Consider the following 18,758-nt stretch of genomic DNA (forward strand, 5'->3'; position numbering starts at 1 on the left):
AGACCGGACCATAAGGGAGCGAAGGTAAATATTCAACAAATCGACGAAGAACGGAGCAGTTTACGTGGATTATGAGACATTGATGCCATTGTTGCGCAAACTGGCCATCGAGGCCGGCGCAAAGATCATGGAAATCTACAATGCTGACGATTTCGAGGTGAAGCAGAAATCGGACGAAAGCCCGGTCACCGAAGCGGACGAAGCCGCCGATGCGCTGATCTCGGCAGGTTTGCGTGCTGCCTATCCCGATGTGATGCTCGTCACCGAAGAGCAGTCCGAGTCTCATACTGCCAAGGGCGATACATTTCTCATCGTCGATCCGCTGGACGGGACCAAGGAATTCGTCCACCGCCGGGGCGATTTCACGGTGAATATCGCGCTTGTCGAAAACGGTTCTCCGACACGGGGCGTGGTCTATGCGCCGGCCAAGAACCGCATGTTCTTTACTATGGCGGATGGTCAGTCGGTTGAGGAAACCGGCGATTTCGCGCCGGATCAGATAGGCGCGACGACCCCGATCAAGGTCGCGCAAAGTGACAACTCGGCGCTGATGGTCGTGGCGAGCAAGTCGCACCGGGATCAGGCCACCGATGATTACATCGGCAAGTACAGCGTCAAGGACATGAAGAGTGCGGGTTCTTCGCTGAAATTCTGTCTTGTGGCGACGGGCGAGGCTGATCTGTACCCGCGGCTTGGCCGCACGATGGAATGGGATACGGCCGCCGGGCATGCGGTGCTGGCAGGCGCGGGCGGCAGCGTCGTGCGTTTCGATGACCTGACGCCGCTGACTTATGGCAAGGAAGGGTTCGCGAACCCGTTCTTTATCGCCCATGCACCGGGCGTCACGCTCAAGGCGGGCTGATGTCAGTCCTTATCGTCATTCCGGCCCGGTTCGCGTCCTCGCGCTATCCGGGTAAGCCGCTTGTCGGGCTTAAGGGGGCGAGCGGGCAGACCCAGTCGCTGATCGAACGGTCATGGCGCGCGGCCTCGGCGGTTGGCGGGGTCGACCGGGTTGTGGTCGCCACGGATGACGACCGGATCCGCGAGGCCGCCGAAGGGTTCGGGGCCGAGGTGGTGATGACTTCGGAATCCTGCCGCAATGGGACCGAACGTTGTGCCGAGGCCCATGCGGCGCTGGGCGGTGGGTTCGATATCGTCGTCAACCTTCAGGGCGACGCGCCACTGACCCCGCACTGGTTCGTCGAAGACCTTGTCGCCGGGCTAAACTCAGCGCCCGAGGCGGAGATCGCGACTCCGGTTCTGCGCTGTGACGGCGAAATGCTGAACGGGTTGCTGGCCGACCGGCGTCAGGGGCGAGTCGGCGGCACTACCGCCGTTTTCGCCACGGATCACTCGGCGATGTATTTCTCGAAAGAGGTTATTCCGTTCACCGCGCGGTCCTATGCGGATGACGAACCGAGCCCGGTGTTTCACCACGTGGGCGTCTATGCCTATCGCCCGGATGCGCTGTCCGCCTATCCAGCTTGGCCGACCGGGCCGCTGGAAGAATTGGAAGGCCTTGAACAGCTTCGGTTCATGGAAAACGGGCGCAAGGTGCTCTGCGTCGAGGTTTCCGCGCGGGGGCGTCAATTCTGGGAACTGAACAACCCGGAGGACGTTCCTAAACTGGAGGCCATGATGAAAGCCATGAATCTGGATTGATCCCACATCGGGATCAATTTCTCACTGGTCGGCGGGATTGACACGCCTGCTACATAAAGCGACGTTAAATGCTGTGTTTGCGTTGAAAATAAAAGCAACGCAGGGCATGGACGCGCCATCTGATGGACTCAGGCAGGAACATCATTACTAATACCGGATGCAACCTGCGGGTATTTTCGAATTAACTGGTTAAACAAAAACTGAGGAAGCGTATGCGTAAGAAAGTCACAAAAGCAATTTTCCCCGTTGCCGGACTGGGTACGCGATTTCTCCCGGCAACCAAATCGGTTCCAAAAGAGATCATGACATTGGTAGACCGCCCGTTGGTGCAATATGCCATCGACGAAGCGCGTGCTGCCGGGATCAAGGAATTCATTTTCGTCACATCACGCGGCAAGAGCGCGCTGGAAGATTATTTTGACCACTCGCCCGTGCTGGAGCAGGAACTGCGCCGCAAGGGCAAGAAAGACCTGATGAAAGTACTGAAGTCCACGAACATGGACAGCGGTGCCATCGCCTATATCCGCCAGCACAAGGCGCTGGGCCTTGGCCACGCGGTCTGGTGTGCACGACGACTCATCGGTAACGAGCCCTTTGCGGTGATCCTGCCCGATGACGTGATCGCGGCGGAAACGCCCTGCCTTCAGCAGATGGTCGAAGCCTATGCTGAAACCGGCGGCAACATGGTGGCGGCAATGGAAGTCGCGCCTGAGAAAGCCTCGTCTTACGGGGTGCTCGACGTGAAGGAAGACATGGGATCCATCGTCGAGGTCAAAGGCATGGTCGAAAAGCCACCGGCGGGCCAGGCCCCGTCGAACCTGGCGGTGATCGGGCGTTACGTGCTCGGGCCGTCGGTGCTGCAAAACCTGAACAAGCTGAAAACAGGCGCGGGCGGCGAGATCCAGCTGACCGATGCCATCGCGGCGGATATCGGTACGGAGAACGGCGTTTACGGCTATCGCTTCCGCGGACAGCGGTTCGATTGCGGGTCAAAGTCGGGTTTCTTGCAGGCCACCGTGGCTTTTGCATTGGCGCGTGACGATCTGCGCGACGATCTGAGCCGTTACCTGCGCGACGTGGTTCAGCTTGAAAACGCTGCCGAGTGATCGGCAGCCAGACAACGTAAATACCGGGGGCAAGACTTGAAGACCATACTCGTGACCGGCGGCGCCGGCTATATTGGCTCGCACGCGTGCAAGGCATTGAAACAGGCGGGATATACGCCGGTCACATACGACAATCTTGTTACCGGCTGGCGTGACGCGGTCAAATTCGGCCCCTTTGAACAGGGCGATCTGAGTGACCGCGCGCGGCTTGACGACGTCTTTGCCAAGCACAAGCCCGATGCGGTCATGCATTTCGCCTCGCTCAGCCAGGTTGGCGAGGCGATGTCGCAGCCCGGTCTTTACTGGCGCAACAATGTGGTCGGGGCGTTGACCCTGATGGAAGCGGCGGTGGCGGCGGGCTGCCTCGACTTTGTTTTCTCCTCGACCTGCGCGACCTATGGCGAGCATGATAACGTGGTGCTGGACGAAACCACCGCACAGGAACCGCTGAACGCCTATGGCGCGTCAAAGCTGGCGATCGAGGGCATCCTGCGCGATTTCGGTGCGGCGCACGGGCTGCGCCACGTGATCTTCCGCTACTTCAACGTGGCAGGTGCCGACCCGGAGGCCGAGGTGGGCGAGTTCCACCGGCCCGAGACCCACCTTATTCCGCTGATGCTGGACGCGATCGACGGCAAGCGCGACGCGTTGACGGTTTTTGGCACTGATTACGACACGCCGGACGGGACCTGTATCCGTGATTACGTGCATGTCTGCGATCTGGTCGATGCGCATGTGCTGGGTCTGGAATGGCTCAAGGATGGCAAGGAAAACCGGGTGTTCAATCTTGGCACCGGGACGGGTTTTTCGGTGCGCGAGGTGATTGACCAGTCGCGTGCGGTGACGAACCGGGAGGTGCCCTATGAGATCGGGCCGCGCCGTTCCGGGGATTGCACCCGGCTTGTGTCCGGATCGACCCGGGCCGAGACCGAGCTTGGCTGGACGCCAGAGCGCTCGACCATGGGGCGGATGATCGAGGACGCCTGGCGGTGGCATCAGACCGGTCACTATGACGGCTGACCGCCCGTTATGACAGGGGCTGCGGATCGAACCGCAGCAAGGATAGGGCTGCTCGCCGCCTATCGAATGCGTTGGAAAAGACGCCGTCTTTTGTGGCGGGCCTTTCGAAGTCGCCATGACCTGACATCGGTGATGGACAGAACCGGTCGGATCGGTGCCGGTGATATCCTCGTTTTTATGGTCCTGCGCAACGAAGCTGCCCGGTTGCCGCATTTCCTGAAATACTATCGCGCTCTGGGTGTGGGGCATTTTTTGGTGGTCGACAACGCAAGCACCGATGACACAGCGGCTCTCTTGCAGGATCAGGAGGATGTTTCCCTCTGGCGGACCAAGGCGAGTTACCGCAAGGCACGGTTCGGAGTGGACTGGACCAACTGGCTTCTGGCGCGTCATGGGCATGGACGCTGGTGTCTGGTGTTGGATGCGGATGAGTTGCTGGTCTATCCGCGCATGGACGAGATTGACCTTCCGGGTCTGACCGGGGCTTTGGAGGCGAGAGGGCAAAATCTTTTCGGTGCCCTGATGCTGGACATGTATGCCAAGGGTCCGCTGGGTACGACAGAACCCGGATCAGAGACTGAAACAGACCCTATAAGGGCGCTTCCGTGGTTTGACGCAGGCCCCTATCGCTGGCGGCGCCAGACCCCGATACGCAATCTCTGGGTGCAGGGCGGCGTGCGCGAGAGGGTGTTCTTTGCCGATGAACCGAGGCGCGCGCCGACGCTGAACAAGCTGCCGCTGATCCGGTGGAACAGACGCTGGGCGCTGGTCAATTCCTGTCATGCGCTGTTGCCGCCCGATCTTAACATGGCTTATGACGGTCCGGGCGGGGCGCAGCCTTCGGGCGTTTTGATGCACAGCAAGTTCCTGCCAGACATCATCGAGCGCGCGCGTGAGGATGCCACGCGTAAACAGCATTTCAACGAACCACGAAAATTCAGAGACTATTACGCGAAAATCGAGACTGCACCGATGCTTTGGCATGAGGACTCGGTGCGCTATCAAGGCTGGAAGCAACTGGTCGAACTTGGTCTGATGCGGGATCTGGATAAGAAATAGGCCCGTATTGAAAAGGTCCGGGCTTTCCCAACGGGGGCGCAACGGTTACAGGGGGCTTAAATTCGGCGGTTATTCTCCTTGTAATGAATTGTAAATTAATTGACCTTTTACACTAGGGGTATGGGCGCGAATACGCCGTGACGCACACAACCGGGTTGCCGGGCGCGTGTGAATATGGGGTTGGGCAGAAAGATTGGGCCTTTGGGACTCTTATAAGATGAGGGTACGGCGGCGCCGTCGTATTCTCAGGTCGATGCGCAAGTCGCTGGAGCTGAGGCTGTTCCAGGACAATACATCGGCTATCCGGCGGGACGATATCCTGCTGGTCTCCACCATGCGCAATGAATCCGTGCGGCTTCCCTATTTCCTTGAATATTACCGCAACCTTGGCGTCGGGCATTTTCTCTTTATCGATAACGACAGCACGGATGGCACGCTTGAGCTGCTGGGCGGGCAGGCGGATATCTCGGTCTGGACGACATCGGGAAGCTATCTGAAATCCAGTTTCGGCGTCGACTGGGTGAACCGGCTGTGCCGGAAATACGCCCATGGTCATTGGACGCTGGTCGTCGATCCGGACGAGCTTTTTGTATATCCGTTCTGCGATACACGCCCCATTCCTGCGCTGACCGACTGGCTTGATAGTTCGTCGATCCGCAGTTTCTCGGCGATGCTGATCGATGTCTATCCCAAGGGTCCGCTGGACGCGCAGCCCTATGTGGCCGGGCAGGATCCGCTTGAGATCGCCTGCTGGTTCGACTCGGGCAATTACACGATCCGGCCCAACCCGACTTATGGCAATCTCTGGATTCAGGGCGGGCCGCGCAGTCGCATGTTCTTTGCGGAGAAACCGTGGGAGGCGCCCGCGCTGAACAAGATCCCGCTTGTGAAATGGGACCGCAAGTTCACCTATGTCAGTTCGACCCATATGCTGCTGCCGCGCGGGCTGAACCATGTCTATGACGAATGGGGCGGAGAGAAAGCATCGGGCGCCCTGCTGCACACCAAGTTCCTTGATACCTTTCGCGGGAAGGCGCGCGAAGAGATGGAGCGGGGCCAGCATTATGCGGATTCCGCCGAATACAGAGCCTATGCAAGGGGATTGAAGGAGAGTCCGGACCTTTGGTGTCCGAGCAGCGAGAAGTACATCAACTGGCGCCAGCTTGATATCCTGGGGCTGATGTCCAAGGGCAACTGGGCATGAGCATCGGTATCGTCATGCTGGTGCACAACTCGCTTGAGCGCGCGGCGCAGGTCGCGCGGCACTGGACGGCGTCAGGGTGCCCGGTGGTTCTGCATGTGGACAAGAGCGTGTCGCGCAGGGATTTCCGCACGCTGCGTGACCGGCTGCGACCGGACCCGCTGATCCGGTTCAGCAAACGACATCGCTGCGAATGGGGAACATGGGGCATCGTGGCTGCCTCACAGGCTGCATCCGAAACCATGCTGGCAACTTTTCCGGACGTGAGCCATGTCTTTCTTTCCTCGGGGTCCTGCCTGCCTCTGCGCCCTGTCGCGGAACTGGTCGATTATCTTGCGGCACGGCCCCAGACCGATTTCATCGAAAGCGCGACGACCTCGGATGTGCCATGGATCGTAGGCGGGCTGGGTGAAGAGCGTTTCACGCTCCGCTTTCCGTTTTCGTGGAAACGACAGCGGCGGCTGTTCGACAAATGGGTGGACGTGCAGCGTCGGTTCAAGCTCAAACGGCGTATTCCCCAAGGGTTAGTGCCACATATGGGCAGCCAGTGGTGGTGCCTGAGCCGGGAGACCCTGTCGCGTATCCTCAAGTCACCAGAACGCGCCATGCATGACAGGTATTTCCGGCGGGTCTGGATCCCGGATGAAAGCTATTACCAGACCTTGGCGCGGCTTTACTCGCGCAATATCGAAAGCCGGTCGCTGACGCTTTCCAAGTTCGACTACCAAGGCAAGCCGCATGTGTTCTACGATGACCACCTGCAATTGCTGCGGCGCTCGGACTGTTTCGTCGCCCGCAAAATCTGGCCGGGCGCAGAGCGGCTTTACCGTGCTTTCCTGACGGACGATGCGGGCGCGATGAAAAAAGCAGAGCCTAATCCGGCCAAAATCGACAGGATTTTCGCCAAGGCGGTGGAGCGGCGCACCCGCGGCAGGCCGGGTCTTTATATGCAAAGCCGGATGCCTCGTAACGGGCACGAGAACGGGATCACCGCCCACCCCTATTCGGTCTTTCAGGGTTTTTCCGAGCTTTTCGTGGATTTCGAAGACTGGCTCGCGAATGCCTCTGGCACGCGGGTACACGGGCATCTTTTTGCACCGAAACGGGTCGAGTTCGCGGTCGGGGAAAGTATCATCGATGGCGCGCTGACCGACAATGCCGCGACGCGGGATCATGCGCCCGAGCGGTTCCTGACCAACCTGATCTGGAACACGCGGGGCGAACGGCAATGTTTCCAGTTCAGCCCGCGCGACAATCAGGACGTCAACTGGATCATGGCGCGGGATCCGAACGCGCAGATCTCGGTTGTAACCGGAGCCTGGGCGGTGCCGCTGTTCCGCTCGAAAAAGAACTTTTCGACCCTGCGCAGCGAAGCGGCGCGGCTTCAGCGCGTGGAAAGCGAACAGCTGGCAATCCTGCGCTCAAACCATGCGAATGCACAGATCCGGATCTGGTCGATGGCGGAATTCATTGAATCTCCGATGGAGCCGTTGCAGACCGTCCTGGACGAAATCGCGCAGAAGAAATCGCGCTGGATCGGCGAGGCACCGCGATTGGAGGATCTTGCCGGCTTTGGACAATTTCTTCAGAAGCTGAAGAACGAAGGCATGCATCCCTATCTCATGGGAGATTTTCCTGTTGAGCAGGAATCGCAGGAGATGCCAGCCATAAAACAAAGACCGTACCTAGTGCGGTAATAATGACCAGAGGGACTATGTTCGACTATTTTGTGGTGTTTGCAGAGATGCGAACCGGATCGAACCTGCTTGAAACCAACTTGAACGCTTTCGATGGGATGAGTTGTCTGGGGGAGGCATTCAATCCGCATTTTATCGGGTATCCGAACAAGTCCGAGCTTCTTGGGATCGACAAGGAAACGCGGGATGCCGATCCGTCGCTCCTGATCGATGCGGTGAAGTCGGCGCCGGGGCTTTCAGGGTTCCGGTATTTCCACGATCACGATCCGCGCGTTCTGGATGTCATGCTCGACGACCCACGATGCGCCAAGATCATCCTGACCCGTAATCCGCTGGAAAGTTACGTGTCGTGGAAGATCGCCAAGGCCACGAACCAATGGAAGCTGACCGATGTCAAACGCCGGAAGGAGGCGCTGGCCGATTTCGACGGGGTGGAGTTTGCGGGCTACGTCGGAGAGCTTCAGAATTTTCAGGTCAAGCTGCTCAACCGGATGCAGGTGTCCGGACAGACCGGGTTTTACATCGCTTACGAGGACCTGCGCGATCTCGATGTGATGAACGGGCTGGCGCAATGGCTGGGCTGCGGTGAAAAGCTGGAAGGCTTGGATACGAGCCTCAAGATTCAGAACCCCGGGCCCGTGGCCGAGAAAGTCTCTAACCCGAGAGAAATGGAACGCGCGCTGGCCGATCTGGACGCGTTCAATCTGACACGTACACCCAATTTCGAGCCACGCCGTGGACCGGCGGTGCCAAGTTACATTGCGGGCAACAGCCTGCCATTGCTCTTTATGCCTATTCCGGGCGGGCCTGTCGAAACGATTGCGAACTGGATGGGTGAGTTGGAAGGCGTGCCGGCGTCGGCGTTGAAGCGGAAGATGACACAGAAAGATTTACGCCAGTGGTTGCGCAAGCAGGAAGTTCACCGGAGTTTCACGGTTCTGCGGCATCCGGCGGATCGGGTGCACGAGGTCTTTTGCAGGAAAATCCTCAACACGGGCGCCGGGAGCTATATGCAGATTCGCGACACCCTGCGGCGGCAGTTCAAGCTGCGCCTGCCGGAGGGGGCGCCCGACGAGAGCTATTCGGTGGAAGATCACCGGGCCGCGTTCAAGGGATTTCTTGGATTCGTCAGATCCAACCTTGCCGGTCAGACGGGGATTCGAGTGGATGCGTCATGGGCGACGCAGGCGCAGATCGTCGCCGGTTTTGCCGAATTCAAATCGCCCGATATCATGGTTCGGGAGAACGATACCATGTTGCTGAGCATGTTGGCTTCACATGTGGGAATCACCTATCCGCGCGATATTCAACGCGATGAGCCCTGTGGCCCCTATGTGCTGGCGGATGTGTACGACAATGAAATCGCCGACAAGATCGGGTCAATCTACCAGCGGGATTTCATGATTTTCGCAATGCGGCCTTGGACACCGCCCGGTCTGCCTAGGCGGCCTTGACCGAGGTAGGCGAGGTGAGCAGAGCGTAAAGCTTGCTGGGGTCATGGTTTGCCCGCAGCTTGGCGCAGAGCGTGGGTTCGCGCAGGGTGCGCGATACCAGCGCGAGAGCCTTGAGATGCTCGACGCCCGATTCCTCGGGCGCCAGCAATGCAAAGGCGATATCCACCGACTGACGGTCTATCGCACTGAAATCCAGCGGCTTTTCCAGCAACACGAATACTCCGACCACGGAATCGAGCCCGGGTAGTCGCGCATGGGGTAGCGCGACACCGTGTCCGACGCCGGTTGGTCCCAGGCTTTCCCGTTCAAGCAATGCCTCGACAGTATCCGGGGCGTTGATACCATGGCAGGCGTGGGCAACGTCGCCGATTTCCTGAAAAAGGCGTTTCTTGCTTGAAACGGCGGCATAGACGCGAACGGCTTCGGGTTTCAGGATGCTCGAAAGCTCCATATGGTGTCGTGCTCCGTGGGCTGCGCCCCCTGTTCTGGGGCTAGTCCTGATTGCGCGGGTCGATCCAGCCGATGTTACCATCGTCGCGGCGATAAACCACGTTCAAACCCTGTTTACCTTCGTTACGGAAGATCAGCACGGGGGCTCCTGCCAATTCCATTTGCATAACGGCCTCGCCTACAGACAATGAAGGTATCTGCATTTCCATCTCAGCAACGATAATTGGTTGAAGCGAATCCGGCTCGGCATCTTCCGATTGCTCTTCTGCGGCGAGGATATAGGAGGATGCGCCCAAGAGTTCAACCGGTTCCGACCGATCACGATGATGGTCCTTGAGACGGCGTTTATAGCGGCGTAACTGCTTGTCCATCTTCTCGCCACAGCTGTCGAATGCCGAGTAGATCTCGGTCGCTTTAGCCTTGGCGGCAGCAGTCAGACCAGTCGAGAGATGGATCGTGGCCTCGCACACATACTCATGTGCGGACTTTGAGAAAATCACGTTCGCATCCGTCGGACGGCCAGCATATTTACTCACGATCTCGTTCAGTTCGGTCTGCACATGGGTTTGAAGAGCCTCGCCGATGTCGATCTGTTTGCCACTGATTTGGTACCGCATTTGTGCTCCTTCAGATTGGCATCCTCAGACGCTCCGCTTGGAAAGCGGGCGTTAACTTTATCGGATGACTGGAAATAGGTAAAAAATGGGTCCAGCGGTCCGGCCCGTATTCCGGGCGGTAACAAGAAGCCGCGTGAGCCATGCATTCACCATATCTCAATTGAGGCACCACGCAGGCTTGCTGTCAACGAAAAGCGGATGAAACGGCTTGCCATTTTGCGCGCAAATTGCCGCAACTTGCCGATTTCCTTAGGAAATACGAAAATTTTCGCCGAGATAGACGCGTCTGACATTTTCGTTTTCGACAACTTCTTCGGGCGTGCCGGACATCAGAACCTGACCATCGTGCAAGATATAGGCGCGATCGACGATTTCGAGCGTCTCGCGGACGTTGTGGTCGGTGATCAGCACGCCGATTCCCCGATTCTTGAGATCGGAGACGAGATGGCGGATTTCATTGACCGAGATCGGGTCGACCCCGGCAAAGGGTTCGTCGAGCAGCAGGTATTTCGGTTCGGCCGCAAGGCAGCGCGCGATTTCGACACGACGCCGTTCACCGCCCGAAAGGGCAAGCGCGGGGGCGCGGCGCAGATGTTCGATGGAGAAATCCGAAAGGAGTTCTTCAAGTCGTTCCCGGCGCTTGCTTTTGTCATCGTAGGTGATGTCGAGCACGGCCGAGATATTGTCTTCGACGCTGAGGCCGCGAAAGATCGACATTTCCTGCGGCAGATAGCCGATTCCCAGACGTGCGCGGCGGTACATCGGCAGGGTTGTGACGGTCGTGCCGTCAATCGTGACCGAACCGGCCTCGGGGAACACCAGCCCGGCAATTGCGTAAAAGGACGTGGTCTTGCCCGACCCGTTGGGCCCGAGCAGCGCGACGACTTCACCCCGGTGCAGGGACATGGTGACGTCGCGGATCACCATTTTCTTGCGGTAGGATTTCCGCAGATGAGAGATCTGCAGTCCGGTTGTATCCGAACTCGTCACAAGCGTCGGGCGGGCCATATCAGTTGCCGCCGTCGTTCTGAAGGATGGTACGCACACGCCCGTTCATCTGGGCCGTGCCGGTCGTGAGGTTCACCGTCATGTTGTTGGAGGAAAGCGCGTTTGCGCCCTGCGTCAACAGGACGTTGCCGGTCATCACGATCACGCCTGTATCGATGCTGTAATCGGCGCGATCAGCCTCGGCCGCGTCGGGGCCGCTGACGAGAACCACATCGCCGACTGCCTCCATCCGCTGGATGGTGCTTTGATCCTGATTGTAGATAACGAGGACGCGCTGGGCCGAGATCCGCATCTCACCCTGTCCGATGCGCACGTTGCCTTTGAATTCCGCCGATCCGTCCGCCTGATTCACGTCGAGCGAATCTGCCGTGACCTCGACAGGGAGAGTCGGGTCGGCCTTGATACCCCCGAAGGCGACATTCGTCTGGCCTGTCGCGGGCATTGCTGCGAGGGCAAAAAACAGCGGGAAAATGAGGAAACGATAAAGGAACAAGTGAGTTAATCCGTTTTTTTCGGCAGGTATATCAGCTTTACACCTTGGTTGAAAAGAACATGCAGAGGCCCGTCGTCATTTTCGGGACCAAAGGTCATCCGGCCGGCCGTGAGATCGCCGAACGGAGAGGTGCCGGAGATGGCGCCGTTAGTCTGGCCCGACAGATATTGAAGAGTGGCTTCCAGCTCTTCGGTTTCGATCTCAATCCCGGTTGAGGTGGTCATGCGCACACCTCCCTGAAAGGTCGCGACGTCGCTTTGCATGTCCACGCGCACCTTCTCGGAATCGAGCGTCAGTTCGACTCCGTCGGTGGCGGTCAGCTTTGCATTGACCTCGGTTGCCTCGGCGGGCGTATTCTCATCGCCGGGGCGGGCAAGGGCCGCGCGGACAACGATTTCTTCGCCCTTCTGGTTGGTGCCGGAATAGAACGGCGCGGTAATCTGCTGACCCCGGGTCCGTTCGGCGACTTCGCTGTCAGCAAAGGGAATCGTCGCCTCGAAATTACTGCCCCGGGACAGCAGGAAAAGCGTCGCGAGGATACCAAGCGCGATGAGGGGCAACAGCACCTTGAAGATGGCAACCAGCCGGGAATAGAGATCCATCGCCCATGCTCCCCTTAGCCGAGACCGGCGCGGAGGCAGTCGTGAATATGCAGCAAGCCAAGGGCCGGGGCGGGCGCGTCATGTTCGGTCACGAAGAGACAGGTGATGCCGCGCTTGTTCATGACGGCGGCACCTTCCTCGGCAAGCGCATCGGGTCGGACTGTTTGCGGGTTTCGGGTCATCACATCCCCGGCGGTGCGGGTCATCAGCCCGTCGAGCTGGCGGCGCAGGTCACCATCGGTGATGATGCCGACGAGATTGCCACCTTCGATAACGCCCACCATGCCAAAGGATTTGCGCCCAATTTCGGCGATTGTGTCCCGCATCGGCGTTCGCGGCGTGACCAGCGGCAGTTCCTCGGCGGCATGCATGAGGTCGCGCACCTTGGTAAGCTGCGCCCCCAATTTGCCGCCGGGGTGAAAGTCGCGGAAATTCTCGGCTTGGAAATCGCGGTATTTCATCAGGGCGATGGCCAGCGCGTCGCCCATTGCAAGCGTCAGCGTGGTCGAGATCGACGGTACGATGCCGAAACCACAAGCTTCGCCCATCGACGGAATCAGCAGATGCGCATCCGCCTGCGTCATGAGCGAGCTTTCCGGCTTGCTGGAAAGCCCGATCAGCGGAATCCCGAACCGGCGGGTATAGGCGACGAGGTTGGCCAGTTCGGGTGCCTCGCCCGAATTCGAGATTGCCAGCACGACGTCGCCCTTGGAGACCATGCCGAGATCGCCGTGGCTCGCTTCGGCCGGGTGGACGAAATGCGCGGGCGTGCCAGTGCTTGCCAGCGTCGCGGCGATCTTGCGCCCGATATGACCGGATTTGCCGATACCGCTGACGATGATGCGGCCTGTGGCATCCAGCATCAGGCGCAGGGTGTCGACAAATCCCTGATCAAGCTGTCCGGCCAGCACGTCGAGCGCGCGCGCCTCGTCCGTGATGACCTGGCGCGCCGTGGCGAGGAATGAGTCCGACTCGGTCATGAGTGGGCGAAGATGTCGATTTCGGGCCAGCCTTCGAGATCGAGCAGCGACCGCGTGGGCAGGAAATCGAAACAGCTTTGGGCAAGCTCGGTGCGGCCTTCGCGAGCGAGCCGCTCGTCGAGCTTTTCCTTGAGCTGATGCAGGTACAGAACGTCCGAAGCGGCATATTCAAGCTGCGCATCGGTCAGCTTTTCCGCGCCCCAGTCGCTCATCTGTTGCTGCTTGGAGATATCGACGCCGATGAGTTCTTGCGTGAGGTTCTTGAGCCCGTGACGATCCGTATAGGTGCGGATAAGGCGGCTGGCGATCTTGGTGCAATAGACCGGCGCGGCCAAGGCGCCAAAGGCGTGATACATGGCGGCGATATCGAAACGCCCGAAATGAAAGAGTTTCAGCGTGTTCGGGTCGATGAGCATCTTGCAGAGATTCGGCGCCTCAGTCTGGCCTTTGGCCACCTGCACGATGTGGGAATTGCCGTCTCCGTCGGACATCTGGATCACGCAAAGCCGGTCGCGATGGGGGTTCAGCCCCATGGTTTCGCAGTCGATCGCGACGATGGGGCCAAGGGTCAGCCCGTCGGGCAGGTCGTTCTGATAGAGGTGATTTGCCACGCGGGTCGTTCCTTGCAAGTGCCGCTTGGGCGGCTGTCCCCGCCGAGATAGGTCTTTTTCGGCGCAAACTCAACGGGCGCGCGCGGCGAGGGCCGGTCGCCCCGGCGGGAAGACGCGACAGGTGGCAAAAATCTGTTTGTGGGGCAAGGAGCTTGTCGTAGCGTTGAACGACAGCGAAACAGGGGCGTGTTATGGATGATGGTTCGGAAAAGGCGGCGCGCAAAGCGGTGATCGCGCTTGGGCGCGATGAAGGTCGGCGCTATGAGATGGGCAAGCTGACGGCGCTGTTCAAAGCGGATGAAGCCGAGACCGGCGCAGGCTATTCAGTCTCGGAATGGCGGATGGCGCCGGGACAGGAGGGTGTTGGCGCCCATCACCACGACGCCAATGACGAGATTTTCTATGTGCTGGAAGGTGCGCCCGAGGTGCTAATCGGCGAGGAATGGCGCGGCTTTGGCGAGGGGAGCTTTATCCGGATCCCGGCCGGTGTAACCCATGATTTCCGCAATCCTGGGTCCGGGCCTGCGCGGCTCTTGAACCTGTTCATTCCGGGCGGGTTCGAGCGGAACATGCCCGAGATCGTCGCATGGTTTGACGAAAACTCCTGATCAGAGGCTGCTACAGGGGCACGCTTATGTTTCGCGCCCCTGTAGAAGTTTCTAGCCGCCGTGCTTTTCGATCAGCGCGCGGGCCTTTTCGATCAGCGCTTCGCCGTCGATGTCTTTCGCCGCCATTTCCTCTTTCCAGCGTTCGATAACCGGCTGGGCCTTTTCCTTCCAGCGGGCGATTTCAGTCTCGTCGAGCTGGATGATCTCGGATCCGTTCGACAGTGCGAGTTCACGGCCCGGGTTGTCGCGTTCATACATGACCTGCGCGGCGAATTCGGACAGTTTCTGGCCGGATTCCGCATCGAGGATCGCTTTGAGATCGTCGGGCATTGCGTCGTACTTGGCCTTGTTCATCGCAAGCACGATGGTCGCGGTATACAGTGCTTCTTTCGAGTTAGTGAATTCAGTGCCGTGACCGATCAGTTCCGACAGCTTGATCGCGGGGGTAACTTCCCACGGGATCACGGTGCCGTCGATGACGCCCTTGGACAGTGCCTCGGGGATGGCGGGGAGCGGCATGCCAACCGGGGTTGCGCCCAGTTCGCGCAGCATGTCGGTGATCACGCGGGTCGGACCGCGCATCTTGAGTCCTTCCATATCCTCGAGCTTCGTGACGCCATTGCGCGAATGTACCACGCCGGGACCATGCACCCATGCGCCGAGAATCTTGACGTCCTTGTACTCTTCACCCTGCAAATCAGTCTCAACAAGGTCCATGAAGGCCTTGGAGGTCGCAATCGGGTCGGTCATCATGAAGGGTAGTTCAAAGACTTCGGTCTTGGGGAAACGGCCCGGCGTATAGCCCACGACTGTCATGATGAGATCGGCTGACCCGTCGATGGCCTGATCCATCAGGCTGGGAGGTGTGCCGCCAAGCGCCATTGCATCGAAATGGTCGATCTTGATACGCCCGTCCGAGGCCTCTTCGACCCGTTCGGCCCAAGGTTTCAGGATCAGCTTTGGCACTGTCGCCGGTGCCGGCAGGAACTGATGCAGCTTGAGCGTAACCTCTTGGGCGGTTGTTGCGATCGGCCAAAGGGTCGACGCCAGAACAGCAGAAAGTGCTGCCCCGAGCAGAGTGCGTTTCTTCATGGTTCTCCTCCCGAGAAAATGCGCGGGTTTGTCCCGGCGCTGTTGGTATTCGAGTTATTAGGCTCTAATTCAGGGTTACGGGTAACGACAGCGGCCCGCGGAAACCGAACCCGTAGAACTGGACCGCACCGGGATCGGGCAGGGTCATATCCGGGAAGCGGTCAAACAGCATCGGCAGCATGATATTTGCCAGCATGCGCCGTGCGATATGGGTGCCCTGACAGAAATGCGGCCCGTTGCCAAAGGCTTGATGCGGGACCTTGGGACGGAAAATGTTGTATTCCTCGGGCTTGTAATAAAGCGCCTCGTCATGGCAGGCCGAGGCCTGCGAGGTCATCACCACATCGCCCTTCGGGATATGGTACCCCCGGATCACCGTGTCCTCCATCACCAGACGCGAGCTGGCCTGGATCGGGGCGACCCAGCGCACGCCTTCCTCGAACGCCTGCCCCCAGAGCGCATCTTTCTTGCAGGCTTCCATCTGGTCCGGGTTGGTCATCAGCCCGTAGAGAATAGTCAGCAGGGCATCGCGCGGTTCATTGATGCCGCCGCCGATGGCGATCTTGATGTTCGCGAATATCTGGCTAAGCGGAATCGGATCTTCGGCGTTTACCATGACAGACAGGGCCGAGGCGTTCGGTTCGGCCTTGTGACGCGGGATCGTGGCGTGAAACAGCGCGTCCATTTCATCATTCGCGGTATCGCAAAGATCGAAGAGATCCTGCCGGTAGCCAAAGTTGCCCGCCCCGTCGATCAGGGTCTGGCTCCATCGCTCCATGTCGGCATCGCTCGCTTCTTCGATGCCAAGGAGATGTTTCAGGCAGCGGGCGGCATAGGGCGCGGCTAGATGTTTGAACAGGTCCACAGTTTCGCCGCGCGGCAGGGAGGCGACGAAATCCTCGGCGATCTTGGTATAGATCGGTTCCCAGCAGCCCTTGATGTTCTTGCCCGCAAAGGTCGGCGCCATCGCGTTACGTTCGGTCAGATGTTCCTCGGCATCCTTGCGCATGAGCGTATGGGCGCGAAAGGCACGCTCCATCGGGGTGCTCGGGTCGTCCGAGCTGAACAGCGCCGGGTTTTCCTTGACGTATTTGGTGTCTTCGGCGCGGGTCAGCAGGGTGCGGTTGATCGATTTGATCTTGAGCACCGGGTTCTCGGCGCGCAGGCGTTTGAAAATCGAATAGGGATCGAGCGTGAGCTGCTCGATTGTAATCTCGGTATCGACGGGTGCGACAGGCGCGAGAGTCGTTGTCACGGCAGGCTCCTCCCCAGAACTGCGTGAATACAGCCTAGCGAGGGGGGGTTGATCCAGCAACCCTTTCGGTGCGCGTCAGTTACTTGATGCCCGAGGTTATGAACGCTTGCAGGAATTGGCGCTGAAAAATCAGGAAAGCGAGTAAAAGAGGGGCAATGGTCATCAGGGTCGCGGCGCTGATCATGGATATGTCCACGCCGCTTTCCGGCGCCCCAAAGAGTGACAGCCCAATCGTCAGCGGGCGGGTGTCGGTCGAATTGGTGATGATCAGCGGCCAGAGGAAGTTGTTCCAGTGGGTCGCGACAGAAACCAGCGCATAGGCAAGGTAGGTTGGCCGTGCGACGGGTACATAGACCTTGAGCAGCACGCCCATCCATGTCGCGCCTTCCACTCGTGCGGCGTCCTCAAGTTCGCGTGGCACGGATTTGAAAGCCTGACGCAATAGGAAAATACCGAAGGCGCTGGCCATGTACGGCATGGCCATGCCCAAAGCGGTGTCGAAAAGCCCAAGGTTAGAGACGATTGCGTAGTTTTCGACGATCAGCACCTCGGGCAGGATAAAGAGTTGCAGGAGCACCATGAGGAAGAGCACCTCGCGCCCGCGAAATTCGAACCGGGCAAAGGCAAAACCGGCGAGGGTGCAGAGGAGGAATTGCCCGGCGAGGACAAGCGTCACGAGAAAGATCGTATTCGTCAGGTAGGTCAGCCAAGGCGCTTGCGACCAGACCGCCCGGATATTGTCGAGCGTCCAGGGCGCGGAAAGGTCGAAATCAATCGCATGTGTCGGGTCGTGAAATGCGGCCCAGATCGCGAACAGAAGCGGAGAGATCCAAGCGAGCGCAAGGATCAGGGCACCGATAGAATCGAGACTAATAAGGGGACTATTGCCAAGTTTCATCTGTAATGCGCCCTTTTGTCGATAAGCCGGAACTGGATTGTGGCGACGATCCCCAGCGCGATCAGTACCAGTACTGTCATCGCGGCAGCGTGCGGCGCGTCGAGATAGGAAAAGGCGAGCTCCCAGATGTAGTAGAGGATCAGCTTGGTCGCGTTATCCGGCCCTCCCTTGGTCAGGATGAACAGGTGATCGATCAGCCGGACAGAATTGATCAGCGCATTGACCAGAACGAACAGGGTTGTGGGCATCAGCAGCGGCAGAATAACCCGGCGCAGATAGGTCCAACGCGAGCTACCCTCGATAATCGCGGCCTCTTTCAGCTCGGGCGGGATGGTTTGCAGCGCGGCGAGGTAGAAGATCATGAAAAACCCGGATTCTTTCCAGATCGTCACAAGGATGATCGACCAGAGCGCGGTTTCCGGCTGCCCCAGCCAGTTGATCGAACCCAATCCGAAAACACCGATGACGCGGTCGAACAGGCCAATACCGGGTGTGTAGAAGAACAGCCAGAGGTTTGCGGCGGCGATCATCGGCAGTATGGTCGGCGTGAAATAGGCCGTGCGTACAAAGCTCTTCGCGGGCATCCGTGAATCGGCCCACAGCGCCATCAGCAGGGCGATGGCGATAGATACGGGGATTGTCACACCAGCATAGATCAGGTTGTTGCCGATGACTTTCCATGTAACCGGATCAGCGAATAGATCGGCGTAATTTCCAAGCTCGTTGAATTTGGCCGGACGGCGGGCGGAGCCGCGGGTGAACAGGCTTGACCAGAGCGTGGCGATGCTGGGGTAGAAGGCAAATGTACTAAGCAGGACAAGCGCCGGAAACAAGAGCATCCACGCGTATAGAGACTGGCTTCTGGGCTTCATCGCGGCTTTCCGTGAGGGAGGTCGGACGGCCCCGGGAAAGGACCGTCCGCTGTGCAGCATGTGGCGATGGGGG

At 59.0% G+C, this 18,758-nt stretch carries 20 protein-coding genes; 9 read left to right on the top strand and 11 right to left on the bottom strand.

Going from position 1 to position 18,758, the window contains the following annotated elements:
• Positions 1–64 precede the first annotated feature (64 nt).
• From cysQ to ACU0FH_RS09680, 8 genes are all read left to right on the top strand, one after another.
• Positions 65–862, top strand: coding sequence for a 3'(2'),5'-bisphosphate nucleotidase CysQ (cysQ, locus tag ACU0FH_RS09645; protein WP_446194409.1), 798 nt, complete (start codon positions 65–67; stop codon positions 860–862).
• Entirely contained in the window at positions 862–1,662 is an 801-nt protein-coding gene (locus tag ACU0FH_RS09650) for a 3-deoxy-manno-octulosonate cytidylyltransferase family protein (protein ID WP_446194410.1), read from the top strand. The genes cysQ and ACU0FH_RS09650 overlap by 1 nt, the downstream gene beginning before the upstream one ends.
• A 212-nt stretch (positions 1,663–1,874) precedes the next feature.
• Positions 1,875–2,768, top strand: a complete 894-nt coding sequence (galU, locus tag ACU0FH_RS09655; protein ID WP_238372097.1) for a UTP--glucose-1-phosphate uridylyltransferase GalU — start codon at positions 1,875–1,877, stop codon at positions 2,766–2,768.
• A gap of 36 nt (positions 2,769–2,804) precedes the next feature.
• The gene (gene galE, locus ACU0FH_RS09660; RefSeq protein ID WP_446194411.1) at positions 2,805–3,788 is read left to right on the top strand and encodes a UDP-glucose 4-epimerase GalE; all 984 of its coding nucleotides are present in this window, start codon (positions 2,805–2,807) and stop codon (positions 3,786–3,788) included.
• Between the two features lie 132 nt (positions 3,789–3,920).
• Positions 3,921–4,847, top strand: a complete 927-nt coding sequence (locus ACU0FH_RS09665; RefSeq protein ID WP_446194412.1) for a glycosyltransferase family 2 protein — start codon at positions 3,921–3,923, stop codon at positions 4,845–4,847.
• 217 nt (positions 4,848–5,064) lie between these two features.
• Positions 5,065–6,051 (top strand): glycosyltransferase family 2 protein, encoded by a 987-nt coding sequence (locus ACU0FH_RS09670; protein WP_446194413.1) that lies wholly within the window; start codon positions 5,065–5,067, stop codon positions 6,049–6,051.
• Positions 6,048–7,745 (top strand): DUF5927 domain-containing protein, encoded by a 1,698-nt coding sequence (locus ACU0FH_RS09675; RefSeq protein WP_446194414.1) that lies wholly within the window; start codon positions 6,048–6,050, stop codon positions 7,743–7,745. Before ACU0FH_RS09670 ends, ACU0FH_RS09675 begins: the two co-directional genes overlap by 4 nt.
• 17 nt (positions 7,746–7,762) lie before the next feature.
• Entirely contained in the window at positions 7,763–9,199 is a 1,437-nt protein-coding gene (locus tag ACU0FH_RS09680; protein ID WP_446194415.1) for a nodulation protein NodH, read from the top strand.
• Here the strand turns inward: ACU0FH_RS09680 and ACU0FH_RS09685 are convergent.
• From ACU0FH_RS09685 to ACU0FH_RS09715, 7 genes are all read right to left on the bottom strand, one after another.
• Complete coding sequence (locus ACU0FH_RS09685) at positions 9,186–9,650, bottom strand: PTS sugar transporter subunit IIA (RefSeq protein ID WP_088631677.1); 465 nt, start codon at positions 9,648–9,650, stop codon at positions 9,186–9,188. The two genes, ACU0FH_RS09680 and ACU0FH_RS09685, sit on opposite strands and share 14 nt — an antisense overlap.
• Positions 9,651–9,690: 40 nt before the next feature.
• Positions 9,691–10,266, bottom strand: a complete 576-nt coding sequence (gene hpf, locus ACU0FH_RS09690; protein WP_088631676.1) for a ribosome hibernation-promoting factor, HPF/YfiA family — start codon at positions 10,264–10,266, stop codon at positions 9,691–9,693.
• Positions 10,267–10,515: 249 nt separating this feature from the next.
• A complete protein-coding gene (gene lptB, locus ACU0FH_RS09695) occupies positions 10,516–11,274 on the bottom strand; it encodes an LPS export ABC transporter ATP-binding protein (RefSeq protein ID WP_446194416.1) in 759 nt (252 codons plus the stop codon).
• Position 11,275: 1 nt separating this feature from the next.
• The gene (lptA, locus tag ACU0FH_RS09700; RefSeq protein WP_088631963.1) at positions 11,276–11,716 is read right to left on the bottom strand and encodes a lipopolysaccharide transport periplasmic protein LptA; all 441 of its coding nucleotides are present in this window, start codon (positions 11,714–11,716) and stop codon (positions 11,276–11,278) included.
• 56 nt (positions 11,717–11,772) lie between these two features.
• Positions 11,773–12,369, bottom strand: a complete 597-nt coding sequence (locus ACU0FH_RS09705; RefSeq protein ID WP_446194417.1) for a hypothetical protein — start codon at positions 12,367–12,369, stop codon at positions 11,773–11,775.
• A 14-nt stretch (positions 12,370–12,383) separates the two neighbouring features.
• Entirely contained in the window at positions 12,384–13,349 is a 966-nt protein-coding gene (locus ACU0FH_RS09710) for a KpsF/GutQ family sugar-phosphate isomerase (RefSeq protein WP_446194418.1), read from the bottom strand.
• Positions 13,346–13,960 carry a ribonuclease D gene (locus tag ACU0FH_RS09715; RefSeq protein WP_446194419.1) on the bottom strand — a complete coding sequence of 205 codons (615 nt, stop codon included), beginning with the start codon at positions 13,958–13,960 and terminating at the stop codon, positions 13,346–13,348. Before ACU0FH_RS09715 ends, ACU0FH_RS09710 begins: the two co-directional genes overlap by 4 nt.
• A gap of 191 nt (positions 13,961–14,151) precedes the next feature.
• On the opposite strand from ACU0FH_RS09715, the gene ACU0FH_RS09720 reads away from it, so the two are divergent.
• Positions 14,152–14,568 carry a cupin domain-containing protein gene (locus ACU0FH_RS09720; protein WP_446194420.1) on the top strand — a complete coding sequence of 139 codons (417 nt, stop codon included), beginning with the start codon at positions 14,152–14,154 and terminating at the stop codon, positions 14,566–14,568.
• Between the two features lie 51 nt (positions 14,569–14,619).
• Here the strand turns inward: ACU0FH_RS09720 and ACU0FH_RS09725 are convergent, their stop codons facing one another.
• From ACU0FH_RS09725 to ACU0FH_RS09740, 4 genes are all read right to left on the bottom strand, one after another.
• Positions 14,620–15,660: a TRAP transporter substrate-binding protein gene (locus ACU0FH_RS09725; protein ID WP_446194421.1), complete on the bottom strand. Its 1,041-nt coding sequence runs from the start codon at positions 15,658–15,660 to the stop codon at positions 14,620–14,622.
• A 64-nt stretch (positions 15,661–15,724) separates the two neighbouring features.
• Positions 15,725–16,915 (bottom strand): cytochrome P450, encoded by a 1,191-nt coding sequence (locus ACU0FH_RS09730; protein ID WP_446194422.1) that lies wholly within the window; start codon positions 16,913–16,915, stop codon positions 15,725–15,727.
• A gap of 79 nt (positions 16,916–16,994) precedes the next feature.
• Complete coding sequence (locus ACU0FH_RS09735) at positions 16,995–17,813, bottom strand: carbohydrate ABC transporter permease (protein WP_446194423.1); 819 nt, start codon at positions 17,811–17,813, stop codon at positions 16,995–16,997.
• On the bottom strand, positions 17,810–18,685 hold the full coding sequence (locus tag ACU0FH_RS09740) for a carbohydrate ABC transporter permease (RefSeq protein WP_446194424.1): 876 nt from the start codon (positions 18,683–18,685) through the stop codon (positions 17,810–17,812). Before ACU0FH_RS09740 ends, ACU0FH_RS09735 begins: the two co-directional genes overlap by 4 nt.
• Between the last annotated feature and the right edge of the window lie 73 nt (positions 18,686–18,758).

It is taken from the genome of Heliomarina sp., from assembly GCF_052826185.1.

Bases quoted from the DNA above. Each gene is read 5' to 3' on its own strand.
- lptB (WP_446194416.1), bottom strand. From the start codon at position 11,274: ATGGCCCGCCCGACGCTTGTGACGAGTTCGGATACAACCGGACTGCAG.
- ACU0FH_RS09720 (WP_446194420.1), top strand. From the start codon at position 14,152: ATGGATGATGGTTCGGAAAAGGCGGCGCGCAAAGCGGTGATCGCGCTT.
- lptA (WP_088631963.1), bottom strand. From the start codon at position 11,716: ATGCCCGCGACAGGCCAGACGAATGTCGCCTTCGGGGGTATCAAGGCC.
- ACU0FH_RS09670 (WP_446194413.1), top strand. From the start codon at position 5,065: ATGAGGGTACGGCGGCGCCGTCGTATTCTCAGGTCGATGCGCAAGTCG.
- ACU0FH_RS09665 (WP_446194412.1), top strand. From the start codon at position 3,921: ATGGACAGAACCGGTCGGATCGGTGCCGGTGATATCCTCGTTTTTATG.
- ACU0FH_RS09735 (WP_446194423.1), bottom strand. From the start codon at position 17,813: ATGAAACTTGGCAATAGTCCCCTTATTAGTCTCGATTCTATCGGTGCC.
- ACU0FH_RS09725 (WP_446194421.1), bottom strand. From the start codon at position 15,660: ATGAAGAAACGCACTCTGCTCGGGGCAGCACTTTCTGCTGTTCTGGCG.
- galU (WP_238372097.1), top strand. From the start codon at position 1,875: ATGCGTAAGAAAGTCACAAAAGCAATTTTCCCCGTTGCCGGACTGGGT.
- hpf (WP_088631676.1), bottom strand. From the start codon at position 10,266: ATGCGGTACCAAATCAGTGGCAAACAGATCGACATCGGCGAGGCTCTT.
- ACU0FH_RS09710 (WP_446194418.1), bottom strand. From the start codon at position 13,349: ATGACCGAGTCGGACTCATTCCTCGCCACGGCGCGCCAGGTCATCACG.
- ACU0FH_RS09685 (WP_088631677.1), bottom strand. From the start codon at position 9,650: ATGGAGCTTTCGAGCATCCTGAAACCCGAAGCCGTTCGCGTCTATGCC.
- ACU0FH_RS09675 (WP_446194414.1), top strand. From the start codon at position 6,048: ATGAGCATCGGTATCGTCATGCTGGTGCACAACTCGCTTGAGCGCGCG.
- ACU0FH_RS09650 (WP_446194410.1), top strand. From the start codon at position 862: ATGTCAGTCCTTATCGTCATTCCGGCCCGGTTCGCGTCCTCGCGCTAT.
- ACU0FH_RS09705 (WP_446194417.1), bottom strand. From the start codon at position 12,369: ATGGATCTCTATTCCCGGCTGGTTGCCATCTTCAAGGTGCTGTTGCCC.
- ACU0FH_RS09680 (WP_446194415.1), top strand. From the start codon at position 7,763: ATGTTCGACTATTTTGTGGTGTTTGCAGAGATGCGAACCGGATCGAAC.
- ACU0FH_RS09740 (WP_446194424.1), bottom strand. From the start codon at position 18,685: ATGAAGCCCAGAAGCCAGTCTCTATACGCGTGGATGCTCTTGTTTCCG.